The sequence below is a fragment of the Rhodospirillales bacterium genome (genome assembly GCA_014323865.1).
In the GTDB taxonomy this organism is placed as follows: Bacteria; Pseudomonadota; Alphaproteobacteria; order SP197; family SP197; genus SP197.
In genome coordinates this window covers 558,919-582,331 of record JACONG010000016.1, presented here as the reverse complement: position 1 = coordinate 582,331, position 23,413 = coordinate 558,919, and the positions used below count along the sequence as shown (strand labels likewise).

Annotated in this window: 28 protein-coding genes and 2 pseudogenes; 10 read left to right on the top strand and 20 right to left on the bottom strand. The window is 64.0% G+C overall.

The window, feature by feature from the left end:
* The first annotated feature begins 29 nt into the window (after window positions 1-29).
* On the top strand, window positions 30-662 hold the full coding sequence (locus tag GDA49_11795) for a glutathione S-transferase family protein (GenBank protein ID MBC6441064.1): 633 nt from the start codon (window positions 30-32) through the stop codon (window positions 660-662).
* A 270-nt stretch (window positions 663-932) separates the two neighbouring features.
* On the opposite strand, the gene GDA49_11790 is transcribed toward GDA49_11795, so the two are convergent.
* Both GDA49_11790 and GDA49_11785 read right to left on the bottom strand, forming a co-directional pair.
* The gene (locus GDA49_11790; protein ID MBC6441063.1) at window positions 933-1,358 is read right to left on the bottom strand and encodes a hypothetical protein; all 426 of its coding nucleotides are present in this window, start codon (window positions 1,356-1,358) and stop codon (window positions 933-935) included.
* Window positions 1,355-2,266: a DMT family transporter gene (locus GDA49_11785; GenBank protein MBC6441062.1), complete on the bottom strand. Its 912-nt coding sequence runs from the start codon at window positions 2,264-2,266 to the stop codon at window positions 1,355-1,357. Before GDA49_11785 ends, GDA49_11790 begins: the two co-directional genes overlap by 4 nt.
* 235 nt (window positions 2,267-2,501) lie before the next feature.
* Here GDA49_11785 and GDA49_11780 point away from each other — a divergent pair, with 235 nt between their 5' ends.
* The 4 genes from GDA49_11780 (at window position 2,502) to GDA49_11765 (ending at window position 5,185) form a co-directional block, all read left to right on the top strand.
* On the top strand, window positions 2,502-2,960 hold the full coding sequence (locus GDA49_11780; protein ID MBC6441061.1) for a CoA-binding protein: 459 nt from the start codon (window positions 2,502-2,504) through the stop codon (window positions 2,958-2,960).
* Between the two features lie 260 nt (window positions 2,961-3,220).
* A complete protein-coding gene (locus GDA49_11775; protein MBC6441060.1) occupies window positions 3,221-3,961 on the top strand; it encodes a hypothetical protein in 741 nt (246 codons plus the stop codon).
* Between the two features lie 114 nt (window positions 3,962-4,075).
* Entirely contained in the window at window positions 4,076-4,588 is a 513-nt protein-coding gene (locus tag GDA49_11770) for a hypothetical protein (GenBank protein ID MBC6441059.1), read from the top strand.
* Window positions 4,589-4,873: 285 nt separating this feature from the next.
* Window positions 4,874-5,185: a hypothetical protein gene (locus GDA49_11765; GenBank protein MBC6441058.1), complete on the top strand. Its 312-nt coding sequence runs from the start codon at window positions 4,874-4,876 to the stop codon at window positions 5,183-5,185.
* Here the strand turns inward: GDA49_11765 and GDA49_11760 are convergent.
* The gene (locus GDA49_11760) at window positions 5,161-5,739 is read right to left on the bottom strand and encodes a hypothetical protein (GenBank protein MBC6441057.1); all 579 of its coding nucleotides are present in this window, start codon (window positions 5,737-5,739) and stop codon (window positions 5,161-5,163) included. The genes GDA49_11765 and GDA49_11760 overlap by 25 nt on opposite strands.
* Here GDA49_11760 and GDA49_11755 point away from each other — a divergent pair.
* Window positions 5,738-6,727: a D-glycerate dehydrogenase gene (locus GDA49_11755; protein MBC6441056.1), complete on the top strand. Its 990-nt coding sequence runs from the start codon at window positions 5,738-5,740 to the stop codon at window positions 6,725-6,727. The genes GDA49_11760 and GDA49_11755 overlap by 2 nt on opposite strands.
* Window positions 6,728-6,845: 118 nt before the next feature.
* On the opposite strand, the gene GDA49_11750 is transcribed toward GDA49_11755, so the two are convergent.
* The 13 genes and pseudogenes from GDA49_11750 to coaBC all read right to left on the bottom strand — a co-directional run bounded on the left by GDA49_11750 (window position 6,846) and on the right by coaBC (window position 15,116).
* Window positions 6,846-7,097, bottom strand: a complete 252-nt coding sequence (locus GDA49_11750; GenBank protein ID MBC6441055.1) for a hypothetical protein — start codon at window positions 7,095-7,097, stop codon at window positions 6,846-6,848.
* 212 nt (window positions 7,098-7,309) lie between these two features.
* Window positions 7,310-7,579 (bottom strand): hypothetical protein, encoded by a 270-nt coding sequence (locus tag GDA49_11745; protein ID MBC6441054.1) that lies wholly within the window; start codon window positions 7,577-7,579, stop codon window positions 7,310-7,312.
* Window positions 7,492-7,983 carry a Rieske 2Fe-2S domain-containing protein gene (locus GDA49_11740; protein MBC6441053.1) on the bottom strand — a complete coding sequence of 164 codons (492 nt, stop codon included), beginning with the start codon at window positions 7,981-7,983 and terminating at the stop codon, window positions 7,492-7,494. Before GDA49_11740 ends, GDA49_11745 begins: the two co-directional genes overlap by 88 nt.
* A gap of 149 nt (window positions 7,984-8,132) precedes the next feature.
* Window positions 8,133-8,270 (bottom strand): hypothetical protein, encoded by a 138-nt coding sequence (locus tag GDA49_11735; GenBank protein MBC6441052.1) that lies wholly within the window; start codon window positions 8,268-8,270, stop codon window positions 8,133-8,135.
* Window positions 8,271-8,518: 248 nt separating this feature from the next.
* Window positions 8,519-9,139 (bottom strand): DNA alkylation repair protein, encoded by a 621-nt coding sequence (locus GDA49_11730; protein ID MBC6441051.1) that lies wholly within the window; start codon window positions 9,137-9,139, stop codon window positions 8,519-8,521.
* A 13-nt stretch (window positions 9,140-9,152) separates the two neighbouring features.
* A complete protein-coding gene (locus tag GDA49_11725) occupies window positions 9,153-9,479 on the bottom strand; it encodes a hypothetical protein (protein ID MBC6441050.1) in 327 nt (108 codons plus the stop codon).
* Entirely contained in the window at window positions 9,476-10,483 is a 1,008-nt protein-coding gene (locus GDA49_11720; GenBank protein MBC6441049.1) for an isopenicillin N synthase family oxygenase, read from the bottom strand. The genes GDA49_11725 and GDA49_11720 overlap by 4 nt, the downstream gene beginning before the upstream one ends.
* Window positions 10,484-10,654: 171 nt before the next feature.
* Window positions 10,655-11,662: an isopenicillin N synthase family oxygenase gene (locus GDA49_11715; GenBank protein MBC6441048.1), complete on the bottom strand. Its 1,008-nt coding sequence runs from the start codon at window positions 11,660-11,662 to the stop codon at window positions 10,655-10,657.
* Window positions 11,663-11,762: 100 nt separating this feature from the next.
* Window positions 11,763-12,179: a DsrE family protein gene (locus GDA49_11710; GenBank protein MBC6441047.1), complete on the bottom strand. Its 417-nt coding sequence runs from the start codon at window positions 12,177-12,179 to the stop codon at window positions 11,763-11,765.
* Between the two features lie 109 nt (window positions 12,180-12,288).
* On the bottom strand, window positions 12,289-13,107 hold the full coding sequence (gene moeB, locus GDA49_11705; GenBank protein MBC6441046.1) for a molybdopterin-synthase adenylyltransferase MoeB: 819 nt from the start codon (window positions 13,105-13,107) through the stop codon (window positions 12,289-12,291).
* A gap of 30 nt (window positions 13,108-13,137) precedes the next feature.
* Window positions 13,138-13,455 (bottom strand): annotated as a pseudogene (locus GDA49_11700) (DUF1272 domain-containing protein).
* Between the two features lie 9 nt (window positions 13,456-13,464).
* Window positions 13,465-13,914 (bottom strand): dUTP diphosphatase, encoded by a 450-nt coding sequence (gene dut / locus GDA49_11695; protein MBC6441045.1) that lies wholly within the window; start codon window positions 13,912-13,914, stop codon window positions 13,465-13,467.
* Window positions 13,911-15,116: a bifunctional phosphopantothenoylcysteine decarboxylase/phosphopantothenate--cysteine ligase CoaBC gene (gene coaBC / locus GDA49_11690; protein ID MBC6441044.1), complete on the bottom strand. Its 1,206-nt coding sequence runs from the start codon at window positions 15,114-15,116 to the stop codon at window positions 13,911-13,913. Before coaBC ends, dut begins: the two co-directional genes overlap by 4 nt.
* Before the next feature lie 217 nt (window positions 15,117-15,333).
* Here coaBC and katG point away from each other — a divergent pair.
* Window positions 15,334-17,419 (top strand): annotated as a pseudogene (katG, locus tag GDA49_11685) (catalase/peroxidase HPI).
* A 169-nt stretch (window positions 17,420-17,588) separates the two neighbouring features.
* Here katG and GDA49_11680 read toward each other — a convergent pair.
* The 4 genes from GDA49_11680 to GDA49_11665 all read right to left on the bottom strand — a co-directional run bounded on the left by GDA49_11680 (window position 17,589) and on the right by GDA49_11665 (window position 20,011).
* Window positions 17,589-17,822, bottom strand: a complete 234-nt coding sequence (locus tag GDA49_11680) for a hypothetical protein (GenBank protein ID MBC6441043.1) — start codon at window positions 17,820-17,822, stop codon at window positions 17,589-17,591.
* Window positions 17,823-17,859: 37 nt separating this feature from the next.
* Window positions 17,860-18,198, bottom strand: a complete 339-nt coding sequence (locus GDA49_11675) for a hypothetical protein (protein ID MBC6441042.1) — start codon at window positions 18,196-18,198, stop codon at window positions 17,860-17,862.
* A 478-nt stretch (window positions 18,199-18,676) separates the two neighbouring features.
* On the bottom strand, window positions 18,677-19,120 hold the full coding sequence (locus tag GDA49_11670) for a hypothetical protein (protein MBC6441041.1): 444 nt from the start codon (window positions 19,118-19,120) through the stop codon (window positions 18,677-18,679).
* Between the two features lie 135 nt (window positions 19,121-19,255).
* Window positions 19,256-20,011 (bottom strand): class I SAM-dependent methyltransferase, encoded by a 756-nt coding sequence (locus tag GDA49_11665; protein ID MBC6441040.1) that lies wholly within the window; start codon window positions 20,009-20,011, stop codon window positions 19,256-19,258.
* A gap of 123 nt (window positions 20,012-20,134) precedes the next feature.
* Here GDA49_11665 and mutM point away from each other — a divergent pair, with 123 nt between their 5' ends.
* From mutM to dnaA, 3 genes are all read left to right on the top strand, one after another.
* A complete protein-coding gene (gene mutM / locus GDA49_11660; protein MBC6441039.1) occupies window positions 20,135-20,968 on the top strand; it encodes a bifunctional DNA-formamidopyrimidine glycosylase/DNA-(apurinic or apyrimidinic site) lyase in 834 nt (277 codons plus the stop codon).
* A 195-nt stretch (window positions 20,969-21,163) separates the two neighbouring features.
* Entirely contained in the window at window positions 21,164-21,424 is a 261-nt protein-coding gene (gene rpsT / locus GDA49_11655) for a 30S ribosomal protein S20 (protein ID MBC6441038.1), read from the top strand.
* Window positions 21,425-21,966: 542 nt separating this feature from the next.
* Window positions 21,967-23,394: a chromosomal replication initiator protein DnaA gene (dnaA, locus tag GDA49_11650; protein ID MBC6441037.1), complete on the top strand. Its 1,428-nt coding sequence runs from the start codon at window positions 21,967-21,969 to the stop codon at window positions 23,392-23,394.
* The last annotated feature ends 19 nt before the right edge of the window (window positions 23,395-23,413 follow it).

Below are 23,413 nucleotides of genomic sequence, written 5' to 3'. Positions count from 1 at the left end.
TCCGGGAATTGCGCAACCGGGAGATCGCCATGTATCGCCTCTACGGCAAGCCCTACACGATGTCGATGGTGCCCGAAGGCACGATGGACGAGATTGGCGTCACTTACGATCTCATCACCCTGCCCGATGGCCGGTCCGACGATCCGAACTACCTGAAGCTTCGTGCCGACGGTCTCGTGCCGACGCTGGTCGACGGTGATCTCGTCATCATTGAGGGCTCGGCGATCGCCATGCACCTGGCCGACAAACATCCCGACACGGGCCTCGCGCCGGCGGTCGGCAGCGCCGAGCGCGCCCGCTGGTACGAGTGGATGCTCTATCTCAACTCCATGGTGCATCCGGCCGTCGCCAACTGGTTCCACGCCGACTGGTACACGGACGAGGAAAGCGGCATCGGCGGCGTGAAGCGCCAGGCGGAGATCAACAACGATAACCTCTGGTCCCAGATCAACGCGACCATCGCCGGCCGGACATGGCTCTGCGGCGAGAGCTTCACCACGGCCGACATCCTGTTCGTGACCGAGGCCTACATGCACCACGACTACCCCGCGATGTTCGCGCGCGAGACCAATGTCGCAGGGCTCGTCAGCCGCATTCAGAAGCGTCTGAAGATCGCGGCCCTGCTGGAACGCCACGGGGTCGAGACGGTCGACCTCGGCTGACGGCCATGGCCCGGGCACACGATCCTGCCCGAACCTGCAGCTATCTCAGGGGCGATGGGCGGTCGAACCGCTGGAGGTGCCCGAGAGCTTCTGGCCCGAACTGATGGCGAGCCCGATCACGGTCGATGACAGGACCGACGAGATCGCGCGGCTCGACGGCGATCACCCGACCATGGTGATGCCGCACAGCACGTGGCACCGCGTCGAAGTCATTGAACCGGGCCGCGTCATCTTCATGATGTACGGTCGCTGCCCGCAGCACCGTCCGCTTCAGGCACGGGGCCGGCCAACGACGATTAGGACCGCCGATGCAACCAGCATCGCAGCCGTGGTGAGCGCCAACGCTGTGCCGTAGCCGTGCGCGACATCGGCGATGACACCGACGACGCCCGGGCCGAAGGCACAGGTGAACCGGGTGATCGCGACGATCGGCGCAATTGCGCGCGCGAAGTCGGCGCGTGAGAACTCGACCTGGGCGATCAGGCCCGACAGCGTGACCTGGCAGCCCAAGCCCATGGCAAAGACGATCCGGTCGATGACGAGACCGCAGAGCCTCATGATCAGCGCGACATTCGGTTTCGCCAGCCCAGGTAGACGTCGAACCGGTAGAATCCGAACCCTCAGAGCGAAGAGCGCCATGAGGAAGCCGGTCCAGGCAACCCACTGGCCGAAGAAGACGCGCTCGGTCGTTTTCATGCCGTTCGGAACCGGCGCAGCAGGCGTCCGTCGATGGCGACGAGGCCGAGACAGATCAGGACCATGCCGATGAGCTGCCCGGTGCTGACCGGTTCGGCCAGCACGAGCACCCCGAGCAGGGTGGCGCTGGGCGGCACCATCAGCGTCACGAGCATGACGTTGCTGCCGCCCGCCCGTTTGAGGATAGCGAAGAACATCAGATAGGCGAGCGAGGTCGACAGCAGGCCGATACCCAGGAGCGAGAGCCAGACCTCGATCGACGGGTTGGGAAGCGCCCATGGCGCATCGACGACAAGCGCCAACGGCACCAGCATCACCATCGAGCAACTGGCCTGGCAGGTTGCCGCGCTGACCGGCGGCAGATGACGCAGACGCCGCCCCCAGAGACCGGCCGTCGCGTAGGAGATCGCCGCAGCGATCAGCAGCAGGCCGCCGATGATCTGGTCCGAGACGTTCCCAAGGATCGACGGGCCCATCAGCACGACGACGCCGAGGAAGCCCAGCACGACACCCGCCAGCCGATTGGGCGTGAGGCGTTCATCAGTGGTGAAGACGTGGGCGGCGATGACGCCGAACACGGGCGTGGTGGCATTCAGCACACTGGCGAACCCGCCGGTGACCCAGACCTGGCTCGACACGATCAGGCAGAACGGCAGCGCGTTGTTCAGCAACCCCATTACCAGGAGGTCACACCATGTCCGTCGATCCCGGGGAAGGACGACCCGAACGATAGCGACGATGACCCAAAGCCCCGCCGCGCCGATCACCATGCGGGCCGCAACGATGGTCACCGGCGGCAGGTCGGCAAGCGCCACCTCGGCGAAGAAGAACGACGCGCCCCACACGAGCGAGAGCGCGATCAGAAGAAGCCAGGCGGTGCTATCGAGAACAGGGGGGCGGGCAGTCATGGGCGGGAACTATCAACACTGCCGCTCCGCCTGTCATTCCGCTTCTTGCGATCGATGCTGTCGCAATCTGACGGAGCCCTCACCCTCCCACATCCGTTGGCGGCGGGAGGGGGGAGGGCCTGTCGAGGAACGATTTCGATTCATGGGGGATTGCCGACGGTACAATCCGCTCTACAGTTCCGCCAGTCATTTGTCAGACAGCTTTTCCCGTGGTCAGCATCGTCTCAGGATTCTTTTGAACCTGACCTCGGTGGCGGTCGTCGGCGCGTCGCCGAGGGAGTACAGCTTCGGTTGGAAGTCCTGTCGCGGTGTCGGCGACATCGGCTACGACGGTGATGTTCACCTCGTGAACCCGCGTGACGACGCGATCGACGACCGGCTGTGTTCCCCGGACATCGCAGCGATCGGCACGCCGGTCGAGTACGCCATGCTGAACGTCGCGAATGCGCGCCTTGAGGGCGTGCTCGACGACGCGATCGCCAACAGAATGAAGGCGGTGACGATCTTCGCCTCCTGCTACCTCAAGGGCGACACCGACCCACTGCTGCTCGATCGCTTGCAGACCAAGGTGCGCGCGGCCGGACTCCAGGTCTGCGGAGGCAACGGCTCGGGCTTCGTCAACCGCGACGAAAAAAGACCCAGATCGCCTTGGTCGGCACACGCAACAGCATCGACCCCGGCGACATCACGCTGATCTCGCAATCGGGTTTGATCGACAGCGGCTTCATCCAGACCGACGACCAGCTATCGCCACGGTCACGATCAACCGGGCCGCCAAGATGAATTCCATGAACCCGCCATTTATGGCCGAACTTTCCGGCGTGCTGTGCGAGCTCGACGAGAATGACGACGTCTCGGTCATCATCCTGACGCACGACGGCGACCACTTCGGCGCGGGCGACGACCTGAAGTACGAGTGGGGCAACGAGTATAACCGGTTCCTGCGAACTCGCGATGATGTGCTGCATCACCTACGCCGGCGAGAGCGCGATGTTCGGCGAGCCGGAGAGCCGCTTCTCGACTGCACCGCCGGGGATGATCATGCCCTGGATCATCGGCCTGAAGCGCACCCGTGAACTGCTCTACACCGGTGATCTCATCACCGCCGAAGAGGCGCTGGCGATGGGCACGGTCAACAAGGCCTTCCCCGACGACAAGCTCGAGGAAGAGACCATGCGTTATGCCCGCCGCGCCACCACGATCTCGCTCGAGGGCCTGATACGGCCGAACCCGAACAGTACAAGCAGTTCGAGAAGGTCCGTTCGGAGAAGGGCCTCAGTGCTGCCATCCGCTGGCGCGAAAGCCAGTTCGAGGACTGAGCCTGTATCGACAGACCTGCCGGCGTTCGACCATGCCCGACCGATCGGGATCGTCGGCGACGGCGTCATAGGCACCAGGGTCGCCTGGGCCTGTGCGTGGGCAGGCCTCGCGACCCGGCTGTTCGATGTCGAGGACAGCAAGACCCAGGACTCGCAGGCGCATGCGGTCTCCTGGAGCGAGGGTGAGGAGCGTGCGGCGGTCGAGGCCAACCTGATGGTCGCGCCGTCGCTTGCAGCCGCGCTCTGCGATGCCCAGCTCGGTTTCGAGAACGTGCCCGAACGCCTGCCGCTGATACAGGCGGTGCACCGCAATATGGCGACCGCCCCGCCCTTGAGGTCGTCACGCGCGCGTTCCAGATCACATTCCACCAGATAACCAGGACGCGGCCCGATGGCACCACAGAAATTCTCGACATCGCCTCGCTCGCCCGCGACGATCCCGAACTAATGGATCTGGTCTTCGGCGTCCTGTTCCACTACAATCCCTGACATGGCTATCCACACCATCATGCTGCCCGACCGGCGGTTCGGGCGCGCCATGCGGACCATCCTGTGGGACGATGTCGCCGGAACCTTCGACGGCGATCACGGCGATGTGCCATGGCTCAACGAGCAGGTCGACGGACGCGAGCCGGGATGGCTCGCCAAGGACGAGATCCAGGTCTGGCTCCAGGACCCGGCCCACAGCCCAGGCGACCTCATCTGGCTGCTGGGTTTCATATGGGCTGGCGTCCATACACCGAGCGAGATCTACCAGGGCATCGCCATCGAGCTGCCCCCGGTCTTCGACGGAGGCGAGACCGAACTCGAACACCTCTCGCCCCTGTTCACCTTCCCCGACGGACACAAGGCGCGGATGCCCGCGCATCTGATCGACAAGAACGGCGACAAGATCGGCCACCCGCCCCCCAACGCCGAATACACCCTGACAGACGAAAGCGGACCAGACGGAACCGGACGACGCACCGTCGAAGGCCCGATCGTCAGGTTCTGCCTCGCCTGAACCCGCTCCGAGCGACCGCCGCCCGGCGCACCCCGACGGCCTCTGTTTCGACGCCATCTCGCGACCCCCCAAAACGCCCGGAAAATCCCGGCGTTCCAGACCCTAGAAAACGCCCGGAAAACGACCCTGCAAGGCCGTTTCAACGGACGATTCTGAAAGACTTTTCAGCAACCCCGAATCCACCCCTAACCCCTTGATCCATCACGCATAGTCACGCCTCATCACGCATAGTCACGATTCCCAAAGACTTCCCGCCCCCCACATACACCAGTTCGCGGGCGCGAGCTGACCCCGGGCCCCGATGTCAGGACGGACGCCGAGGTCGACGCTTGGGTCCAGCGATATGCCGAGAGCGGCTATCACCCCGCGGGTGCCTGCCGCATGTGTCAGAGTCCCGATGCGGTGATTGATCCGGCCTACCGTGTTCATGGCGTCACAGGCCTGCGCGTGGTTGACGCGTCGATCATCCCCTCGATCGTCTCGGCCAATCTGAACACTCCCGTCATCATGATGGCCGAGAAGGCGTCCGACATGATCGGGGACAAGCCGACGCTCCCCGGGAGTGAACCCCATCAGCCCTGCCCGTCCTCCGGGTAGACACCCCAGAGATCGTCCATCAGCATCCAGCCCTTCACGTCGCCGATCTCGATCCGGCACCATGAGCCGTCACACGAGATCAGCCCCCCCTGGACCCCGGGGTCCGCGCGGAACACCGGCGCGCCGTCGCGCCTCGGCGTGTCGTAGGCAGTCGCCACCACCTGGCTCGCAACGATCACCGAGCGCGAGCCTGACAGCATAATCCGGTGCATCCAGCCTTCGACGCCATCGTGGTCGCGCACGTAACGCCATTCCTCATATTCACGGAGGATCTCGATCGGCATGCCTTCGCGCACGAAGACCCAGTTGATCGGGTAGGTCGTGCCGGGGCCCGCGCGCATGAAGACCTTGTCTTCCTTGAGCGACACGAATCGGGGCAGAGGCAGCGGGTCCTGGGCCGCTTCGCACCCGATCAGCACGACGAGAAAAAGCGCAATCGTGCCATGCATCCGGAAGGAGGCCGCGTTGCGTTGTTTCGTGTGATCGTGTTTGCTAAAGACCCTGCGCCCGAAGCTCCCGGGCCTCCCTCGCAGCAAGGCAATCAGCAAACGCATGGCCCAAGCCAAAAAATCCACTGTCATTGTAACCAGAAAGCTGCCCGACGTCATTGAAACACGAATGATGGAGCTATTCGATACCCGGCTCAACGACGATGATCACCCGATGGGTCGGGACGAACTGGTCGAAGCAGTCAAGACAGCTGACGTCCTGGTCCCCACCCTGACCGACCGCATCGATAAGGGTATTCTGGCCCAGGCTGGCGAGAATCTCCGACTGGTCGCGAACTTCGGTACCGGCGTCGACCATATCGATCTCGCCGCGGCCCGCGAGCGCGGCATCACCGTGACCAACACGCCGGGCGTCCTGACCGAGGACACCGCCGACATGACCATGGCGCTGATCCTCGACGTGATCCGCCGGGTCAGCCAAGGCGAGCGCCTGATCCGTTCAGGCGACTGGTCGGGCTGGAGCCCGACCCACATGCTGGGCCATCGTCTCTGGGGCAAACGGCTCGGCATAATCGGTATGGGCCGAATCGGCTCAGCCGTGGCGCGCCGGGCGCGTGGCTTCGGCCTCTCGATCCACTACCACAACCGCCGGCAGCTGCCCGACGACACCGAGCAGGAGCTTGAGGCGACCTACTGGGAGAGCCTCGACCAGATGCTCGCCCGCATGGACATCATCTCGGTCAACTGCCCGCACACGCCCGCCACCTTCCACCTGCTCTCGGCCCGCCGCCTGAAGCTTCTGAAGAAAAACGCGATGGTCGTGAACACCTCACGCGGCGAGGTCATCGACGAGGCGGCGCTGACACGGATGCTCCGGGACAACGAGATCGCCGGCGCCGGCCTCGACGTCTTCGAACATGAGCCCGCCGTGAACCCCAAGCTGCTGGCGCTTCAGAACGTCGTGCTCCTGCCCCACATGGGCTCGGCCACGATCGAGGGCCGCCTCGACATGGGCGAAAAGGTCATCATCAACATCAAGACCTACGCCGACGGGCACAAACCGCCGGATCGGGTGATCGATACGCTTCTCTGATGTCGCGAAGATCTGAAATCCAAAGCCGTCCCCGGATGTCCGGGGCGGCCTTTTTTGTTTGTTTTCCCAGGCGCGTACCGTCACCGCGTTTTGAAGGCTCACGAGCCCGGCAACAGTCTCACCGCACAAACAACCCTTCCCCGCGCAGCGCATCCGCGATCTGGCGGTGAAAGTGCAGCCTGCCCTCGTCCCAGTAGGGAACGAAGCTGCCGCCGTCGTAGGCGTCACAGCTGGGGCCTTCCTGCAGACGGTGGCAGATCCCGGCACCGTCGGCGTTGAGCTGTACCCAATTGGCATAGAGCTCCTCGCGGCCCAGCGCGTAGGCCTCGTCCTCGGCGGTTTCGGGCGCAACGTAGAACCAGACACGCATGATGGTCTTGTCGACGGCGACCGGCTCGTATTGGAAGTAAGGTCACGGCCGAACGGAACAGCGCCATCGTGACGTTGGGGAAGATGTTGCAGAAGGGTGAGAGCGACTCCTGATCGGCGGAGACGCCCGGGATATCCGGTAGAAGTTGTTCCTCAACCGGCGTCAGACCACCGCCTTCGGCGCCGATGACGATGTGGTTGAACATGTGCGCACTATCGGGCCGCATCGTGAAACAGTCGGCCGGCGTCTGCGCGGCATGAAGATCGGGATGCCACCATAAAGACGTGGTAGGTGTCGCAGAAGGTCTCGATCACGAGCTTCCAAGCCGCGTGGAAGTCGAAGGGCTGGTAGTGCACCAGCTTGAGCGCGCCAAGGTCCCAGTCCACATAGGCCTTCATGGCGGGCGCCATGTAGTCCTCGAACGGTTGCGCCTGACCGTCGATGTTGACGAAGACCCAGCCGTGCCAGATTGCCGGGCGCACCTCGAAGAGGCAGTCGCGATCAGCTTTGCTGCCGACGGTGTCATGCTCCAGCGGGGCGTGATAGTGCGGCCGTCCGCGCAGCGTGCCGTCCAGCCCGAAGGACCAATCGTGGTAGGGCAGGTCAGGACGGTGGCTTTCGTCTGGTCCTCGATCACAAGCCTGGCGCCGCGATGGGAGCAGACGTTGAAGAAAATCCTGACGGCACCCTTGCGGTCGCGGGTCATGAAGAGATGACGCCCCGCAACCTCGAGACATTTCACGTCGCCCGGATTCGGAACGTCGCTCTGCGGGCAGGCGAAGACCCAGCTTCGTGCAAACAGGTGCTTGCGTTCGAGCTCCAGGAACACGGGATCGGTGAAGGCTTCATTGGGCAGGCCCCTGGCATCGGCAACCGGCGCCTCCATGCCTTGGCGTACCAAATCATCGACGGCGGCAAAGGGGTTTTTCCGTGTCAATCGTGCGGATCTCGTTCATCGCCGCACCTCCTGCGGGACAGGTTGTTGAATGAGTGTACAATCAACGAAAAGCTGCGGGAAAAGACCAAGCTTGATCGTCATGGGCCGGATCGTGCCGACTCGGCGATCGCCTCAACGATCTCGGCCAATGGAATGTCGTCGAGCAGATCGGCGGGATCGAGCACCATACCGAACACCTTCTCGATGTGGATTGCAGAGACCGGTGCGGACAGCAAATCGCCACCTACGTCGATGTAGGGGCTTGCGGCGAGGCCGCGTCGCGCTCCAACACCTTGCACGGCGCAGCGGCAATGTGACGGCTGAGATCGTTGGGTAAGCCGTCAGGCGCATCGGAATCATCAGCGTCTTCGGCCTTTCGGCGGTCGAGAGCCTGGTTGTCGCGTTCGGCCAGACAGATGCGGTCGACCTTCGGCGTCCCGATCTGCGGCAGGCTATCGACAATCTCGGTCTCGTTCGTCTTCTTCTAAGCGGGATCGACGAGGAACTCCTTGCAGCGGTGCCGCCCGACCCAGCGGGCGGTCGTGTCGTCGGAGGCCATAAGGCACATGGCAAGCGCCGTGGCGTGCTCACACAGCGCATCGTTGCGTTTGGCGATGTCGCGCAACGCCCAGTTGACGGCCTTCTTCACATAGAAGCGCTCATCGGTGGCGGCGGCTTCGATCCGGGGAAGAAAGGCGAGGAAAACCATGTCCTCGGTCGCGCTTGTCCGCAGCCAAGCCAACTGCGCCACGGTCGCGAACCCGGCCCGGCGCACGAAGGTCGGTTCGGCCTGCGCCCAGGCATGGGATTTCTCGATCGCCAGTGCCGACGGCCTGACGACATGGGCCGTGAAGGCATCCGTCAGACTCCATTCGTCCAGGTCGTTAACCCAGGTCTCAAGCAGGCGGTCATCGGCCAGGCTGGGATCGGCGATGCGGACGGCGAGCTGGCGCGCAACATCCGTGCCGGTGTCCCACAGGGCCAAGGCGAGCGCATGGTCGTTGCGATGGCGCCGCGCAAGCGGCTTGAACGCGGACACGTAGACGGTGCCGTCGGCCTTCCGGGGCAGCGCGTTCAGGTCGCGGAGGACATCGTCCAGACTCATCGCGGCCACGGCCTCAGGCGGCTTCGGCCGCCATCGCAACGACGCCGATGGCCCTGCTGTCGCGGAACAACGATAGCAGACAGCCGCGATAGATGTTGCTGTGGGCCGCGTGGTGCTGCTGGACAGTGCAGGTCATCTTCGCCTTGAGCGGCATGTCGAAGAAGCGCAGAACATCGGAGACGCGCTTGTCGTGCCCCTCGCAGCCGGGGAACCCCGTGGCGACGAAGCTCGCTTCGGTTTCGAGCACCTCGGCGATCTGCCGGTCGAGCGAGGCGGTGCCGCCGCTCGAGAAGAGCGGGGCGATGTCGAGGATTGTGGTGTCATGGTACGTCATCGTCATGCAGCCATCTCGTCGGGGATGAAGGGGGCCATGTCGGGGTAGGCCTTGTAGCGGCGCAGCAGCTGACGGGCATAGACCTCGGGCGGGCGGCTTTCTTCGGAGTCCATCAGGGCCGAGAAATCGGGCTCGTGGAACATGCCGACCGAGCGGCGGTTGCCCGTGGGTCCGGCCACGCGGTGTGGTGTGCCCGGCACCCGACCACCGGTCAGGCGGTCGATCATGACGCCGTTGTGCACCGAGATACCGCCCTGATCGACAGGTACCTCGCGCCAGATGCCGTCGGGCGCCTGCATCTGCAGCCCGCCCACGGGGTCCTGCCACAGCAGCGAGGCAAGGTTCATGTCGAGATGGCGCTGGGTCAGGATACGACGACCCAGTTCGTCGAACTGCTCAGGCACGACCTCGCCCTCGCCGGCCACGAAATGGTCGGGTACTTCCGGATAGTTCAGCAGCCGCAGGGTGGCGTTGTTGCCTTCGCACAGCGCCAACGCCGGCGAAGGATCGAGACCGAGACCTTCCATCATGCCACCCAGCACACCACGGCACAGGCCGACCATATCGTTGAACAGCGCGCGCGACTCGGTGACCCAACCGGAATAGGGCTCTGTCGTCGGCCAGCGGGTCGGCTCTTCGAGCAGCTCGCGTGCAGGCAGGCCGGACGGCACCGACGGCACAGGGTCGGGGCCGATGTCGAAGAACTCGTTGTAGGCCCAGCCTTTGTCCTCGGGCGGCGCGATGTAGCCGCGGTTGACATTGGGACTGGCGGGATCGTCGCGCCGCGTGGCACAGCTCATCTTGCCGGCGCGATTCAGGGTGAAGAAGGCGAGCAGTTTCTCCATACGCCTGTCGATGTCGTCGCCGCCGGGAAAGCCCGTAGCGAGAAACGCGCCATGCTCGGCAAGGGCCCGCGCGACCTCGACTGCAATCGCGGGTCGAACGGCCGAGGTGTCGTCGAACAACGCGGCGATATCAATGGTGGTGACGTTCTCAAAGTGCGCTTGCATGTCCGTTCCTCCGTCGTCGGGGAGGGCGGACCCGGCGCAAGCGCCACAATCCGCCGATCCCCTTGGGTGGCGAAAGATAGCCCTTGTTTGCGAAACGCCGTGTTATTAGCCGGCAGGCAAAATGTGCGAACGAAGTGCACCCGGGTCAAGAGCCTTCTGGACGATGTCCGGTCAGGCCGCGACCGCGTCGCCCATGACATCGGCATAGACCTCGAGATCGGCGAAATCGTCCTTCATGTGGTCGGCATAGGTGATCGGGTTTCCATCATCGTCGCGTCCGATCACGGCGCCGAAGTCGGGCTCCAGGAAAAAGCCCATCGAGCAACGATCCTGTCCGACACCGACCACCCGGTGCGGTGTGCCCTTGATGCGCCCGCCGGTCATCAGCTCCATCGCGCGTCCGGCGTGGATGGAGAGACGCCCGCAGCCCGCGGGCACCTCGTACCAGGTGCCGTCGCGGCTCTCGTACTGCAGCCCACCGACCGCGTCCTGCCAGAGGACCGACAGCACGCATGCATCAATGTGACGATGGGTGATGATTCGCCGGCCGGCCGCATCGACCCGCTCGGGCAGTGTTTCCTTGTGGCAGGCGATGAAGCCCTCGGGCGGCGGCGGGTAGTGCAGGGCTCGGAGCGTGCCGTTGCCGTCGCCGAACTTGTCCATCGTGGTCGCGGCGTCATCGTCGAGCGCATCGGTCAGCGCAGCCATGACCACATGGGCCAGCTTGTGGAGGTCAGCGAAGAGCGCCTCGGATCCCTCGCGCCAGCCGTCATGCGGTTCGCGCGCAGGCCACTGGTTGCCTTCTTCCAGAAACCGCTTCACCGGATGGCCGTCGGGCGCGCGGGAGATCACGGCGGGGCCGAAGTCGAAGATTTCGTTGTGCGCCCAGCCGCGCTCCTTCGGCAGCGGGAAGTAGCCGCGGTAGCAATGCGTTGCATCATCGCGGTGCCACCGGGTCGCAAGGGCCAGTCGCTCGGGATCGTCGAGATCGAAGAAGGCGAGAGTGTCGTTGACCTGCCCGTCCACCAATGCCGAGGTCGGGAAGCCCGTCACGACGAACCCGTTAGCCGATTGGAAGGCCGCCAGCAGGGCCTCGCCGCAGGCACGCTGCGACTCAGCATCACCATGGAACAGGGCTGCGAGCTCGACCGGTTCAAGCGTAGGGAAGTTCTGCGTCATAGTCCGTTCTCCAAAGGTGAGAGAAAGCGGCCCTTTGAGCGAAGCGCCGTGGTTCCGGACGGCGGTGATACGGTGATGAAATCCGACCCGAAGATCAAGCTCAGAGCGTGACGATCCGGCCCGATCCGACAGCGCCATAGAACGTGACGAGCCCCGTCACCTCGACGCCGAGATCGTCGCGCATGGCCTCGGCCGGCGTGTCCTCGACCTTCAAACCGGCCTCACAGACCATGAAGCTGACATCCATCGCCGCACAGGCCTCGAGCAGGGTTTCGATATCGGCCACGTTGCCCGCCTTCAGCGCGTCGTCGCGTTCCGATCCCATCAGGGTCCGCCAGCCCTCGTCCTTCACCAGAAGCGGCACCGCATCCATCGTGACAAACACCGTCACCGGCCGGTCGATGGCCGCCGCGGCCGAGGCCATCATCAGCGCGTAGTGCACCCGTTCATAGGCACCCGAAAGCACGACGACACCGAGGGGCGCGGGATCAGACATGGACCACTCTCCCACCGTCATCGCCCCCACCTGATGGCGCGATCCATCGTCCGCCATCGCGATCCGCCAAATCGGATGATGGATGCTCCGGTCAAGCCGGGGCATGACGGAAATCGAGATTTGTGGAGTCTCACGATTGCATCCTCCGGGCGTGTTGGGCGTGGCCAGAGAGGTTGGTGATGGTGGCCCGGCTGCCGCAGAGCGCACAGTCGGGGTCCTTGCCGTACTTTACGCGGCGGAACTCCGCGCCCAGCGCGTCATAAATGAGCAGCGTGCCGACCAGGCTCTCGCCGAGGCCTATCAACTCCTTGAGCACCTCGGCCGTCTGCAGCGTGCCCATGACCCCGGCGATGGCGCCGAAGATGCCGGCTTCCGAGCACGACGGCACCAGGCCCTCTGGCGGTACCTCCGGAAAGAGGCAGCGGTAGCAGGGGTTCTCGTCGCCCTCGTGAGCGCGGAACGTGGTGAGCTGGCCGTCGAAGCGCATCATCGCCGCACTGACCAGCAGCTTCCTCGCGAGATAGCAGGCATCGTTGATCAGGTAGCGCGTGGGGAAGTTGTCGGTGCCATCGCAGACCAGATCGTATCCCGCGATGATCTCGAGTGCGTTGTGGTGCTCGATACGCTCCTGATGCCGTATCACGGTGATGTCGGGGTTCAGAGCCTTGATCGTCGTCTCGGCGCTTTCGGTCTTGGGCATGCCGATTCGGTCGTTGGTGTGGGCGATCTGGCGCTGCAGGTTCGAGGGTTCGACGACGTCATTGTCGACGATCCCTATCGTGCCGACACCAGCTGCCGCGAGATACATGACGAGTGGCGCGCCTAAGCCTCCGGCGCCCACGACCAGCACCTTCGCATTGAGCAGCTTGACCTGCCCCTCGCCGCCAACCTCGGGCATGACGATATGGCGTGCGTAGCGGTGAAGCTGCTCTTCGGTAAAGTCGGTGATGTCCATGCTGCCAAAGGTGGGCAGGCGGGATCACCCTTGCAAGCCGCGCTCAACGCTCGGCTGGCGGGACGTGCCGGTGGGCGCAGTGAAGGCGGCGATGTCATCCTTCGGATATCCGAGGTGCACACGCTCGGTCGAAGCCGGCTGATGCCGGAGCGACACGCCCTCGCGCGGCGCCATCGTCGGGCAAAGCGCGAAACGGCCGCCGCAGTTCGGGCAGACGTTGTGAAGATGCGCCTCGATGCAGTCCGCGCAGAAGGTGACTGGTTAGGTGCAGATCATGGCATCAGGAACGTCGGGCGGCATGTCCTTGTCGCAGTATTGGCAGTTGGGCCGCAGCGCGAGCATGGGTGTCTCCTAGTCTCTGCCGGTCGAGCCGTGGCCGCCCGCACCGCGTGCGGTTTCATCGAGCGTGTCGACCTTGTCGAACGTCACCTGGACGACCGGCGCGATGACCATCTGGGCAATGCGTTCACCACGCTCGAAGGTGAAGGGTTCGTAGCCGTGGTTGATCAGCAGCACCTTGACCTCGCCACGGTAGTCGCTGTCGACCGTACCGGGGCTGTTGAGCACGGTCACGGCATGTCTGGCGGCCAGACCCGAGCGTGGCCGGATCTGGGCCTCGTAACCCTGGGGCAGCGCAAGCGCGAGGCCGGTCGGGACTATGGCGTGGTCACCCGGTTCGATCGTCGTGGTGTCATCGGTCGCCGCGCGCAGGTCGACCCCGGCCGAGCCTGGTGTGGCATAGGCGGGCAGATCAAGCTCCGCCCCGTGATCAAGCCGAATCAGCCGGACCCTCAAACTCATGCGGCGAGGTGGGCAGCGATCGAGCGGGCGAGCCGTTCGGCGACCGCGGGCTTCGACATGCACGGCCAGTCCTCGACGCCCGCCGAGGTCACGAGATGGACCGTGTTGTCATCACCGCCGAAGGTGCCCGTGCCTTCGCTGACATCGTTGGCGACGATCCAGTCGCAGCCCTTCGACGCAAGCTTGCCCTGGGCGTAGGTCACGACATCGCCGGTCTCGGCAGCGAACCCGACGACGAGCCGCGGGCGGCCGTCGTTGCGGCCGGCGAGCACGGCAAGGATGTCGGGGTTCTCGGCTAAGGCGAGCGTGGGCAGCGCGCCGCCGTTCTTCTTCATCTTGCTGTCGGCGGGCTGGGCGACACGCCAGTCGGCCACGGCGGCAGCGCAGACGGCGACGTCGGCGGGCAGCGCAGCCTCACAGGCTCCGAGCATGTCGCGCGCAGTCTCGACGCGGACAACATCGACACCGGCCGGATCGTCGAGGGCGGCCGGTCCCGACACCAGCGTCACACGTGCACCGAGGCGGGCGCAGGCGGCAGCAATGGCGTGGCCCTGCTTGCCCGAACTGCGGTTGGCGATGTAGCGCACGGGATCGATCGGCTCGTGGGTCGGTCCGCTGGTGATCAGAGCATGGTGACCCGCAAGCGGCCGGGCGCCGTCATCGGCCAAGGTGGCCTCGATCGCCGTGACGATGTCAACGGGCTGGCTCATGCGGCCCGAGCCGACCTCGCCGCAGGCGAGATCGCCCGCCTCCGGGCCGACCATGGCAATCCCGTCGCTGACCAGCCGTGCGGCATTGCGCCGGGTCGCAGCGTGGTTCCACATCATCGTGTTCATGGCAGGCGCCATCAGGACAGGCTTGTCGGTCGCCAGCAGAACGGTGGTCACCAGATCGTCGGCGAGACCCGCCGCCATGCGCGCTATCAGATTGGCCGTGGCCGGCGCCACGACGACGATGTCAGCCTCCCGGCTCAACGGTATATGGCTCATCTTCGCCTCGTCGGTGAGCGAGAAGAGCTCGGTGAAGACCTTGTCGCCGGTCAGAGCCGACAACGTCAGCGGTGTCACGAACTCTTGGGCGCCTTCGGTCATCACGCAGCGAACGCCAGCGCCCCGGTTGGTCAGTTGCCGGACAAGGTCTGGCGTCTTGTATGCGGCGATGCCGCCGGAGATGACGAGAAGGACGTGCTTGCCGTCGAGCATCGGTTTCACCCTGTTGTGCACTGCACAATATAGGACAGCGCCGTTAATCTTTCACGGAATCGTACAAAGTCCACTCTTGATTTAGAATTATTCTAATTTATGTTTTTATCAAGCCGGGCCCACACGGGCGTCGGACGTGACGGCACCCGAGCCGACCAACACAAAGGGAGACCATCATGAACGAAATGTCACCAGGCAGCACCACAAGTGTCCGGTCATGCGCGGAGCCATGACGGCATCGGCCCAGTCGAATAGCGACTGGTGGCCGAAGTCCCTCAACCTCGAGATTCCTCACCAGCACGACACCAAGACCGACCCGATGGGTCTGGACTTCGACTACCGCGAGGAACTGAAGTCGCTCGACGTCGAGGCACTCAAGGCCGGCCTGCGCGTGCTGATGACCAACAGCCAGGACTGGTGGCCGGCCGACTGGGGTCACTATGGCGGCCTGATGATCCGCATGGCTGGGCATGCCGCCGGCACCTACCGCACCGCTGACGGTCGCGGTGGTGGCGGCACCGGCAACCAGCGCTTTGCCCCCACTCAACTCCTGGCCCGACAACGGCAACCTCGACAAGGCGCGCCGCCTGCTGTGGCCGATCAAGAAGAAGTATGGCAACAATATCAACTGGGCTGACCTGATGATCCTAGCCGGCAACATGGCTTACGAATCGATGGGCCTGAAGATGTTTGGCTTCGGCTTCGGCCGCGAGGACATCTGGCACCCCAGCAAGACATCTACTGGGGCAACGAGAAAGACTGGCTTGCCAAAGACCGCTACGACGGTGACGGCAGCGAAACGCTCGAGAACCCGCTCGCCGCCGTGCAAATGGGCCTGATCTACGTCAACCCCGAGGGCGTCGACGGCAAGTCCGATCCCCTGCGCACCGCCCAGGACATGCGCGAGACCTTTGCCCGCATGGCCATGAATGATGAGGAGACCGTCGCGCTGACCGCCGGAGGACACACAGTTGGCAAGGCTCACGGCAACGGTGATGCCGGCAACGTCGGCCCCGATCCCGAGTCCGGCGAGGGCGAGGACGAAGGCCTCAGCTGGCTCAACAAGGCGAGCCGCGGCATCGGCCGCGACACCGTGACGAGCGGCGTCGAGGGCGCGTGGACCACGCATCCGACGCAGTGGGACAACGACTACTTCGAGATGCTGTTCGGCCACGAGTGGGTGCTCACCAAGAGCCCGGCAGGCGCAAACTAGTGGGAGCCCTAGGAGATCGCCGAGGAAGACCGCCCGGTCGACGTCGAGGATCCCTTGATCCGCTGCAACCCTATGATGACCGATGCCGACATGGCGCTCCGTGAAGATCCGACCTACCGTGCGATCTCCGAGCAGTTCCGCGCTGATCCCGAGCACTTCTCGGATGTCTTCGCGCGTGCCTGGTTCAAGCTGACCCATCGCGACATGGGTCCGAAGTCGCGTTACGTCGGCCCCGACGTGCCCGCCGAGGACCTGATCTGGCAGGACGTGGTACCCGCCGGTGCGACCGGCTACGACGTCGAGGCGGTGAAGGCGAAAATTGCTGCGAGCGGCCTTTCGGTCAGCGACATGGTCGCCACGGCCTGGGACAGCGCCCGCACCTTCCGCGGTTTGGACAATCGGGGCGGCGCCAACGGCGCGCGCATCTGCCTAGCACCGCAGAAGGACTGGGAAGGCAACGAGCCCGACCGCCTGGCCCGTGTGCTGGGTGTGCTCGAGCCGATCGCGGCCGAGACCGGTGCAAGTGTCGCCGACGTCATTGTGCTTGCCGGCAATGTCGGCGTCGAACAGGCGGCCAGTGTCACTGGTGTCGTGGTGACCGTGCCCTTCTCGCTCGGCCGCGGCGATGCAACCGATGCGCAGACGGACGTCGAGTCCTTCGCTCCGCTGGAGCTGATCAACGACGGCTTGCGCAACTGGGTGAAGCAGGACTACGTGGTCAGCGCCGAGGAACTCCTGCTCGACCACACGCAGCTCATGGGCCTCACGGCCGTCGAGGTGACGGTGCTGGTCGGTGGCATGCGGGTGCTCGGCACAAACCACGGCGGCGGCACCCTGTCGACCGACTTCTTCGTCAACCTGACGGACATGGCCAACACGTGGCGTCCGGCGGGCAAGGGCGGCTACGAGCTGCGCGATCGGTGCGGTCAAGTGGACGGCCTCGCGCGTCGATCTAGTGTTCGGCTCGAACTCGATCCTGCGCGCCTATGCCGAGCTCTACGCCCAAGACGACAACGCTGAGAAGTTCGTCCACGACTTCGTCACCGCCTGGACGAAGGTGATGAATGCCGACCGCTTCGATCTCGCCTGACGGGATGTCGCGATACGCATGAGCGGCAAAGGGGTGGGCCTCACAGAGGGCCGGCTCATTGCTTTGGGGTCATGGTGGGGCCACAGGGATCTTGCCAAGGCGTGCTCGGAGCACGGGCTCTCGGGTCGAGCGCGAGAATGCCTCGAGGTTTTGGATTCGACCGCGTCCGTCAGACGATGAGTGCGATGGCTGCGACCAGAAGGGCAAGCCATGCCGCAGCCCAGAGCGCGGTGGTCGCCCGGCTGCCGATTTCCGCAAGGCGGCGCGCCAGGTCGTCGACCGTGTCGGTGTGCAGACGAAACCCCGAGGCCGAGGTCTCGTCAGTGATGTCCTCGACCTTCTGGGCCAGCTCCGGCAGGCGGCGCAGCGTCGCCGCGCCGACTGTGCCGCATCGTAGGCCCATGCCGGCGGCGAGAGATCGCGCACGGCACAGTTCTCGATCAGCGGCTGGGATAGCGCCACATTTTGAGAGCGAACGCCAGCGCACGGCCGATGCCCTCATTGATCCGCATGGTCTTCTGCAAGAGCAGAAGCTGGGCCAGAAGTCGGGCGATCGAGATCTTGTTGAGCGGCCGGCCTAGGATCGGCTCACCGATCGAGCGGCATGCTTGGGTGAAGAGCTCGCGGCTGCGGTCCCGGGGGGCACATAGCCTGCAGCTAGCCTGCAGCGACTCGCGCTCATCGACGGGGATGCCTTTGACCCACTCCAGGTTCAGCACATGTTCGCCGGTGAGCTGCCAGTCGATCTCGGGCACGCGGAAGCCGGGAGCGTCGGCCATGTTCTCTGTGAGCGACACCGGGCCTGAAGTCGAGTTCGACGTCGCCTCACTTCCGCAGCGTCTCGACCACCTGAACCGGCTTGAGCCTCTTGAGGCCGGGCCGGGCGTGCTCCATAACGTCAGCGAGCCAGTGTGCGAGGCCCATGTCGCTTCGCTCGCGACCACCTTGTTCGCCGCCGTGATGTCTCCAGTTGATGTTCCATCGGAAACTATCGGGGTTTGGGATTGCACCATTGGTGGCAGCCCTCTTATCCGAACAACTAGGGAGTAACTAAAATGTTGGTCTCAGCAATCAATGTTCTAGGTGCACTGTTTGGCATACTCGCCGTTTATGGCGGGCACTCGGCGTAGCGTTATGCATCTTGGTTTGGGCACCGCGAACCGACGACAGCGAGGTGCTTTGTCGTGCGGTTGGTGTCGTCGTCGCGCTTGCAACGGCCGTGATGTTATACTTCTCATGTGGCCCTCTATCGAGACACTACAGGACTTGCCGGAGCATCTCAGACACCTTTCTCGCAACTCCGGGCGCTGGTAAGCAAACGAGGATCTCGGCGATGCGCGGCTGTAGCACCTTGACCGCCACCGTGCGGCCGTCCGAGGTCACCGCGCGGTGGACCTGTGCGGTCGAGGCGGTAGCAACCGGCGTGCTGTCGAAGCTCTCGAACAGCTCGTCGAGCGGCCGTTCCAGCTCGCGTTCAATGGTCGCCCGAGCCTCCTCGGCCGGGAACGGTGTCAGGCCATCCTGCAGGGTCTGGAGATCGGCAACGATCTCCTGGCCGACAAGATCGGGCCGCACCGAAAGCAACTGGTCTACCTTCACGAACTTCACGAAACTGTGGCCGAGCTCCTGAAGAGCACGAGCCAGACGTTGTCCCGGACGCCCTTCGGCACTGTGCGACGACACCATCTTGGCGGCCCACATCACCGGGGGTGCGACGCCTGCGAGTTGGAGCGGGAGGAGACGTTATAGCGCACCAGCGTTCGCGCGATCGCAAGAAGCCACGCCAGATTGCGCGCGGTCTGCAACAGATTCAGCGTGGCCGGACGCACGGAGAGATCACAGACGCCAGGCGGTCGTCAGGGCGGCTATGCCACCCGAGAGATTGATCGTGCCGACCCGGGACAGACCGGCATCGGAGACCATGGCGGCAAAGCGGTCCTGGACCGGAAAGCGCCGAATGCTGTCGACGAGGTACCGGTACGACTCGCGGTCGCCCGCGACCATGGCGCCGAGTCGCGGAAGGACCTTGTCGGAGTAGCGCTTGTAGACACGGTCGAGCAACGGCAGCACAACATGACCGAACTCCAGGCAGACGAACCGCCCGCCGGGTCGCAGCACACGTCGCACTTCGGCAAGGACACGATCGAGATGGGTCACGTTGCGAATGCCGAAGGCGATCGTATAGGCGTCGGCGCTCAGATCTGGCAGTGGTAGCGCCTCGGCGTCACCACAGGTCCAGGTCAGACCTTCTATCAGCGTGCGATCGATGGCGCGGTCGCGGCCGACCGACAGCATGGCGGCGTTGATGTCGACGACATCGACGGCAAAGCCGCTTTCCAGCAGGCGGAAAGCGATGTCGCCCGTGCCACCCGCGACATCCACGACCCGGCCGTGTCCGATGTCACGCGCTACAAGACCAACCATCTCGCGCTTCCAAAGCCGATGTACGCCCGCCGACATGAGATCGTTCATCAAGTCGTAGCGGCTCGCCACGCTGTCAAAGATGTCGCGCACAAGGCGCGCCTTGTCGTCTTCGGCAATGCGTTGTTCGCCGAATCGGGTGGCGTGATCGATCTGGTCGAGGTCGGACATGGAAGCGGAGCATACTATCGCGCATGGATTCACACCAACGGGTGCGGCCTGCGGCTTTGCAGCCGGCGACTTTCTCTCTACATCGTGGCGGATCGTCTGGACTTGTGGAGGTGCGCCGGAGCGATGCCCGAACTGCCCGAGGTGGAAACCGTTAGGCGGGGCCTAGAGCCCGTCCTGCTCGGCCATCGCATTGTCGCTGTGGACCAGCGTCGTCCCGACCTGCGGATTCCCTTCCCCGTCGGCTTTGCGGGCCTGGTGGAGGGCTGCAGGGTCGAGCAGTTGCGGCGTAAGGCCAAGTATCTGCTGTTCGATCTCGACGACGGGCTTGTGCTGATCTGCCATCTCGGCATGTCGGGCCGCATGGTCGTCCAGAACTGGGGCAGCAACCAACCGCCTGAAGCCCACGACCATGTCGTCTTCACCACCGACGACGGGGCGCGCATCATCTACAACGACCATCGCCGCTTCGGGCTCATGACGCTGACCCGGCGCGAGGAGGAGGCAGAGCATCCTCTGCTCGCCGCGATCGCGGCCGATCCGCTGGATCCCCTGTTCGGCCCCGAGCATCTCTCCGCACAGCTCGCCTGCAAAGCCACGCCGATCAAGGCGGCGCTGCTCGACCAGAAGGTCGTCGGCGGGGTCGGTAACATCTATGCCTGCGAAGCCCTGAGCCGCGCCGGGATCTCGCCGCGACGGCTCGCAAAGTCGGTCGCGGGCAAGCGATGCGAGCGGTTGGCGCCGGCGATCGTCGACGTCTTGAACGAGGCGATCGCGGCGGGCGGTTCCTCGTTGCGCGATCATCGCCAGGCCTCCGGAGAACTCGGCTACTTCCAGCACAACTTCCGGGTCTACGACCGCGAAGGAGTGCCCTGCCCAACGCCGGGTTGTCCGGGAACCGTGCGCCGAATCGTGCAGTCCAACCGTTCCACTTTCTTCTGCGGTCGGTGCCAGCGTTAATGTGACGATCTTGCGACGAAAACCGACAGGTTCCGCCGCGAACGATTCGCACGATTCGGAAATACGATGCTTTTCCAATTCATTTGGATGACATCAATGGTGACCGGCGAATCGCCAGTTTCCTTGCCGTTGACGCCCTCAATCCGCATCGCTATAAGCCGCGCTCCAAAATGAACCCAAGCGCCAGGAGATTCCATGGCCAACTCGATGCAAGCCAAGAAGCGCGTGCGCCAAACCGCCCGGCGAACCGCCATTAATCGCAGCCGTATGAGCCGTGTGCGCAGCTACATGCGCTCGGTCGAAGAAGCGATCGCCAAGGGCGACAAGGAAGCCGCGACCCAGGCGCTGCGTTCGGCGCAACCCGAGATCATGCGCGGCGCCAAGACCGGCGTGATGCACAAGAACGCCGCGTCGCGAAAGGTGTCCCGTCTGGTGCAACGTATCGCCAAGATGTAGTCGGACGTCCTGCGGGCTGCACATGATCCTGTGATGACAACGCGTCGGACCGAATGGTCCGGCGCGTTTCTTGTTTTGTCATATGATTCACTTATACAATCTATAGATGTATTGTGGCTGCGTCGATCGATGTTCTTGTTTTAATCCAGTTGTTTCCGTCGAGGGCCTTGCTCTATGGTTCATTAAGGTCGCGGGGATGACCTCAAGAATAATAGTTCCGGTGGGGCGACAAGCAGTGACGCCAATCCTTCTCTGGCCACGACTCGTGCAGTCGCGGCAATATTGTAGGTTGCGCTCAGCTTCGGACACAGTGGTGGTCATTCGCAACCTGTCGCACGCAAAAAACGGGACTGTGGTGGAGTAGAAGTTTGCGGTTAAAGGGTTGAAAATGAACAGCAATTTATATCGACTGACTGGCGGCGTGGTGTCTTCGCACCCCTCAATCGAGAAGCCTCTGCCCGTCGTTAATGCACGCTTACACCGCCGGTCGCATGTGCAGCATGAGGCCCGCCTGCCAAGCGGCTGCCCTGCCTGCAGCCCCCATGCGCGGCGTTTCGAGGAGATCGTTGATGGCGTCTGAACAGTTGAAGATCAACCAGGACGTGGAAGACCAGTGGAAGCGGGTCAGGGGTCGCCTTCGCGCTGAACTGGGCGAAGCAGCATTCAAGACATGGTTGCGCCCGCTTTCGCTTGACGGAGTCTCGGGCAACGAGGTCGTCATGCGTGTGCCCAGCGGCAACATGAAGGACTGGGTTATGTCGCGCTGCGGCGAACGCCTGCACGATCTGTGGTGCGGTGAAAACGACGCCATCAGTGGGATCACCATCAAGGTGGGCAGGCCTGAGCGCCGTGCGCCGCGGCGGGAGGTGACGCCGGTGCGTCGCGATCTCGACATGATCCGCCATGACGGCAACATGCTTGATGCGGTGGCCGAGGCCGAGAAGATTGCCGCTTTGCTCGATCCGCGCTTCACCTTCGAAAACTTCGTCGTCGGCAAGACCAACGAGTTCGCCCATGCCGCGGCCCAGCGTGTCGCTGCAGCCGATTCGGTCACCTTCAACCCACTCTTCCTCTATGGCGGCGTCGGCCTGGGCAAGACCCACCTAATGCACGCGATCGCGTGGCATATTCGGGCCAAGAAGCCGGGCCGGCGGGTTCTCTACATGTCGGCCGAGAAATTCATGTACAAGTTCATCCGTGCCCTTCGCTACAAGGACACAATGGCTTTCAAGGATCAGTTCCGCGCCGTCGACGTGCTGATGATCGACGACATCCAGTTCATCGCGGGCAAGGATTCAACCCAGGAGGAGTTCTTCCACACGTTCAACGCGCTGGTCGATCAGAATCGCCAGGTCGTGATCTCCGGAGACCGCTCGCCATCGGACATCGACGGCATTGAGGAACGCCTGCGGAGTCGGCTGGGCTGGGGCCTCGTGGCCGACATCCATCCCGCCGACTACGAACTACGCCTGGGAATCTTGGAGACCAAGGCCGCCCAGTTCCCCGACGTGGTCGTGCCGCAGCGAGTCATGGAGTTCCTCGCGCACAAAATCGCCTCGAATGTCCGCGAGCTCGAAGGCGCCCTGAACCGTGTTCTGGCGCACGCGCAGCTGGTCGGCCAGCCGGTGACGCTCGATTCCACCCAGGATTTGCTGCGCGACCTCCTGCGCGCCCAGGACCGGCGCGTGACGATCGAGGAAATCCAGAAGAAGGTCGCCGAACACTTCAACATTCGCATGGCCGATATGGTCTCCAGCCGCAAGCAACGGGCAATCGCCCGGCCGCGCCAGATCGCCATGTATCTCGCCAAACGCCTGACCAGCCGCAGCCTGCCCGAGATTGGACGGAAGTTCGGCGGACGGGACCACACCACGGTCATGCACGGGGTGCGCAAGGTGGAGGAACTGATGGCCGGTGACCCCGCCTTCGCGGAGGATGTGGAACTTCTCGAACGCATGCTGGAAAACTAAGTGCTTTCAGGCACTTACG

Coding starts and splice junctions, on each gene's coding strand:
- GDA49_11795 (MBC6441064.1), top strand. CDS start 30: ATGTATCGCCTCTACGGCAAGCCCTACACGATGTCGATGGTGCCCGAA.
- GDA49_11790 (MBC6441063.1), bottom strand. CDS start 1,358: ATGAAAACGACCGAGCGCGTCTTCTTCGGCCAGTGGGTTGCCTGGACC.
- GDA49_11785 (MBC6441062.1), bottom strand. CDS start 2,266: ATGACTGCCCGCCCCCCTGTTCTCGATAGCACCGCCTGGCTTCTTCTG.
- GDA49_11775 (MBC6441060.1), top strand. CDS start 3,221: ATGATGTGCTGCATCACCTACGCCGGCGAGAGCGCGATGTTCGGCGAG.
- GDA49_11770 (MBC6441059.1), top strand. CDS start 4,076: ATGGCTATCCACACCATCATGCTGCCCGACCGGCGGTTCGGGCGCGCC.
- GDA49_11755 (MBC6441056.1), top strand. CDS start 5,738: ATGGCCCAAGCCAAAAAATCCACTGTCATTGTAACCAGAAAGCTGCCC.
- GDA49_11760 (MBC6441057.1), bottom strand. CDS start 5,739: ATGCGTTTGCTGATTGCCTTGCTGCGAGGGAGGCCCGGGAGCTTCGGG.
- GDA49_11750 (MBC6441055.1), bottom strand. CDS start 7,097: ATGCGTGTCTGGTTCTACGTTGCGCCCGAAACCGCCGAGGACGAGGCC.
- GDA49_11740 (MBC6441053.1), bottom strand. CDS start 7,983: ATGGAGGCGCCGGTTGCCGATGCCAGGGGCCTGCCCAATGAAGCCTTC.
- GDA49_11730 (MBC6441051.1), bottom strand. CDS start 9,139: ATGAGTCTGGACGATGTCCTCCGCGACCTGAACGCGCTGCCCCGGAAG.
- GDA49_11725 (MBC6441050.1), bottom strand. CDS start 9,479: ATGACGATGACGTACCATGACACCACAATCCTCGACATCGCCCCGCTC.
- GDA49_11720 (MBC6441049.1), bottom strand. CDS start 10,483: ATGCAAGCGCACTTTGAGAACGTCACCACCATTGATATCGCCGCGTTG.
- GDA49_11715 (MBC6441048.1), bottom strand. CDS start 11,662: ATGACGCAGAACTTCCCTACGCTTGAACCGGTCGAGCTCGCAGCCCTG.
- GDA49_11710 (MBC6441047.1), bottom strand. CDS start 12,179: ATGACGGTGGGAGAGTGGTCCATGTCTGATCCCGCGCCCCTCGGTGTC.
- dut (MBC6441045.1), bottom strand. CDS start 13,914: ATGAGTTTGAGGGTCCGGCTGATTCGGCTTGATCACGGGGCGGAGCTT.
- coaBC (MBC6441044.1), bottom strand. CDS start 15,116: ATGCTCGACGGCAAGCACGTCCTTCTCGTCATCTCCGGCGGCATCGCC.
- GDA49_11680 (MBC6441043.1), bottom strand. CDS start 17,822: ATGGGCCTACGATGCGGCACAGTCGGCGCGGCGACGCTGCGCCGCCTG.
- GDA49_11675 (MBC6441042.1), bottom strand. CDS start 18,198: ATGGCCGACGCTCCCGGCTTCCGCGTGCCCGAGATCGACTGGCAGCTC.
- GDA49_11670 (MBC6441041.1), bottom strand. CDS start 19,120: ATGTGGGCCGCCAAGATGGTGTCGTCGCACAGTGCCGAAGGGCGTCCG.
- GDA49_11665 (MBC6441040.1), bottom strand. CDS start 20,011: ATGTCCGACCTCGACCAGATCGATCACGCCACCCGATTCGGCGAACAA.
- mutM (MBC6441039.1), top strand. CDS start 20,135: ATGCCCGAACTGCCCGAGGTGGAAACCGTTAGGCGGGGCCTAGAGCCC.
- rpsT (MBC6441038.1), top strand. CDS start 21,164: ATGGCCAACTCGATGCAAGCCAAGAAGCGCGTGCGCCAAACCGCCCGG.
- dnaA (MBC6441037.1), top strand. CDS start 21,967: ATGCGCGGCGTTTCGAGGAGATCGTTGATGGCGTCTGAACAGTTGAAG.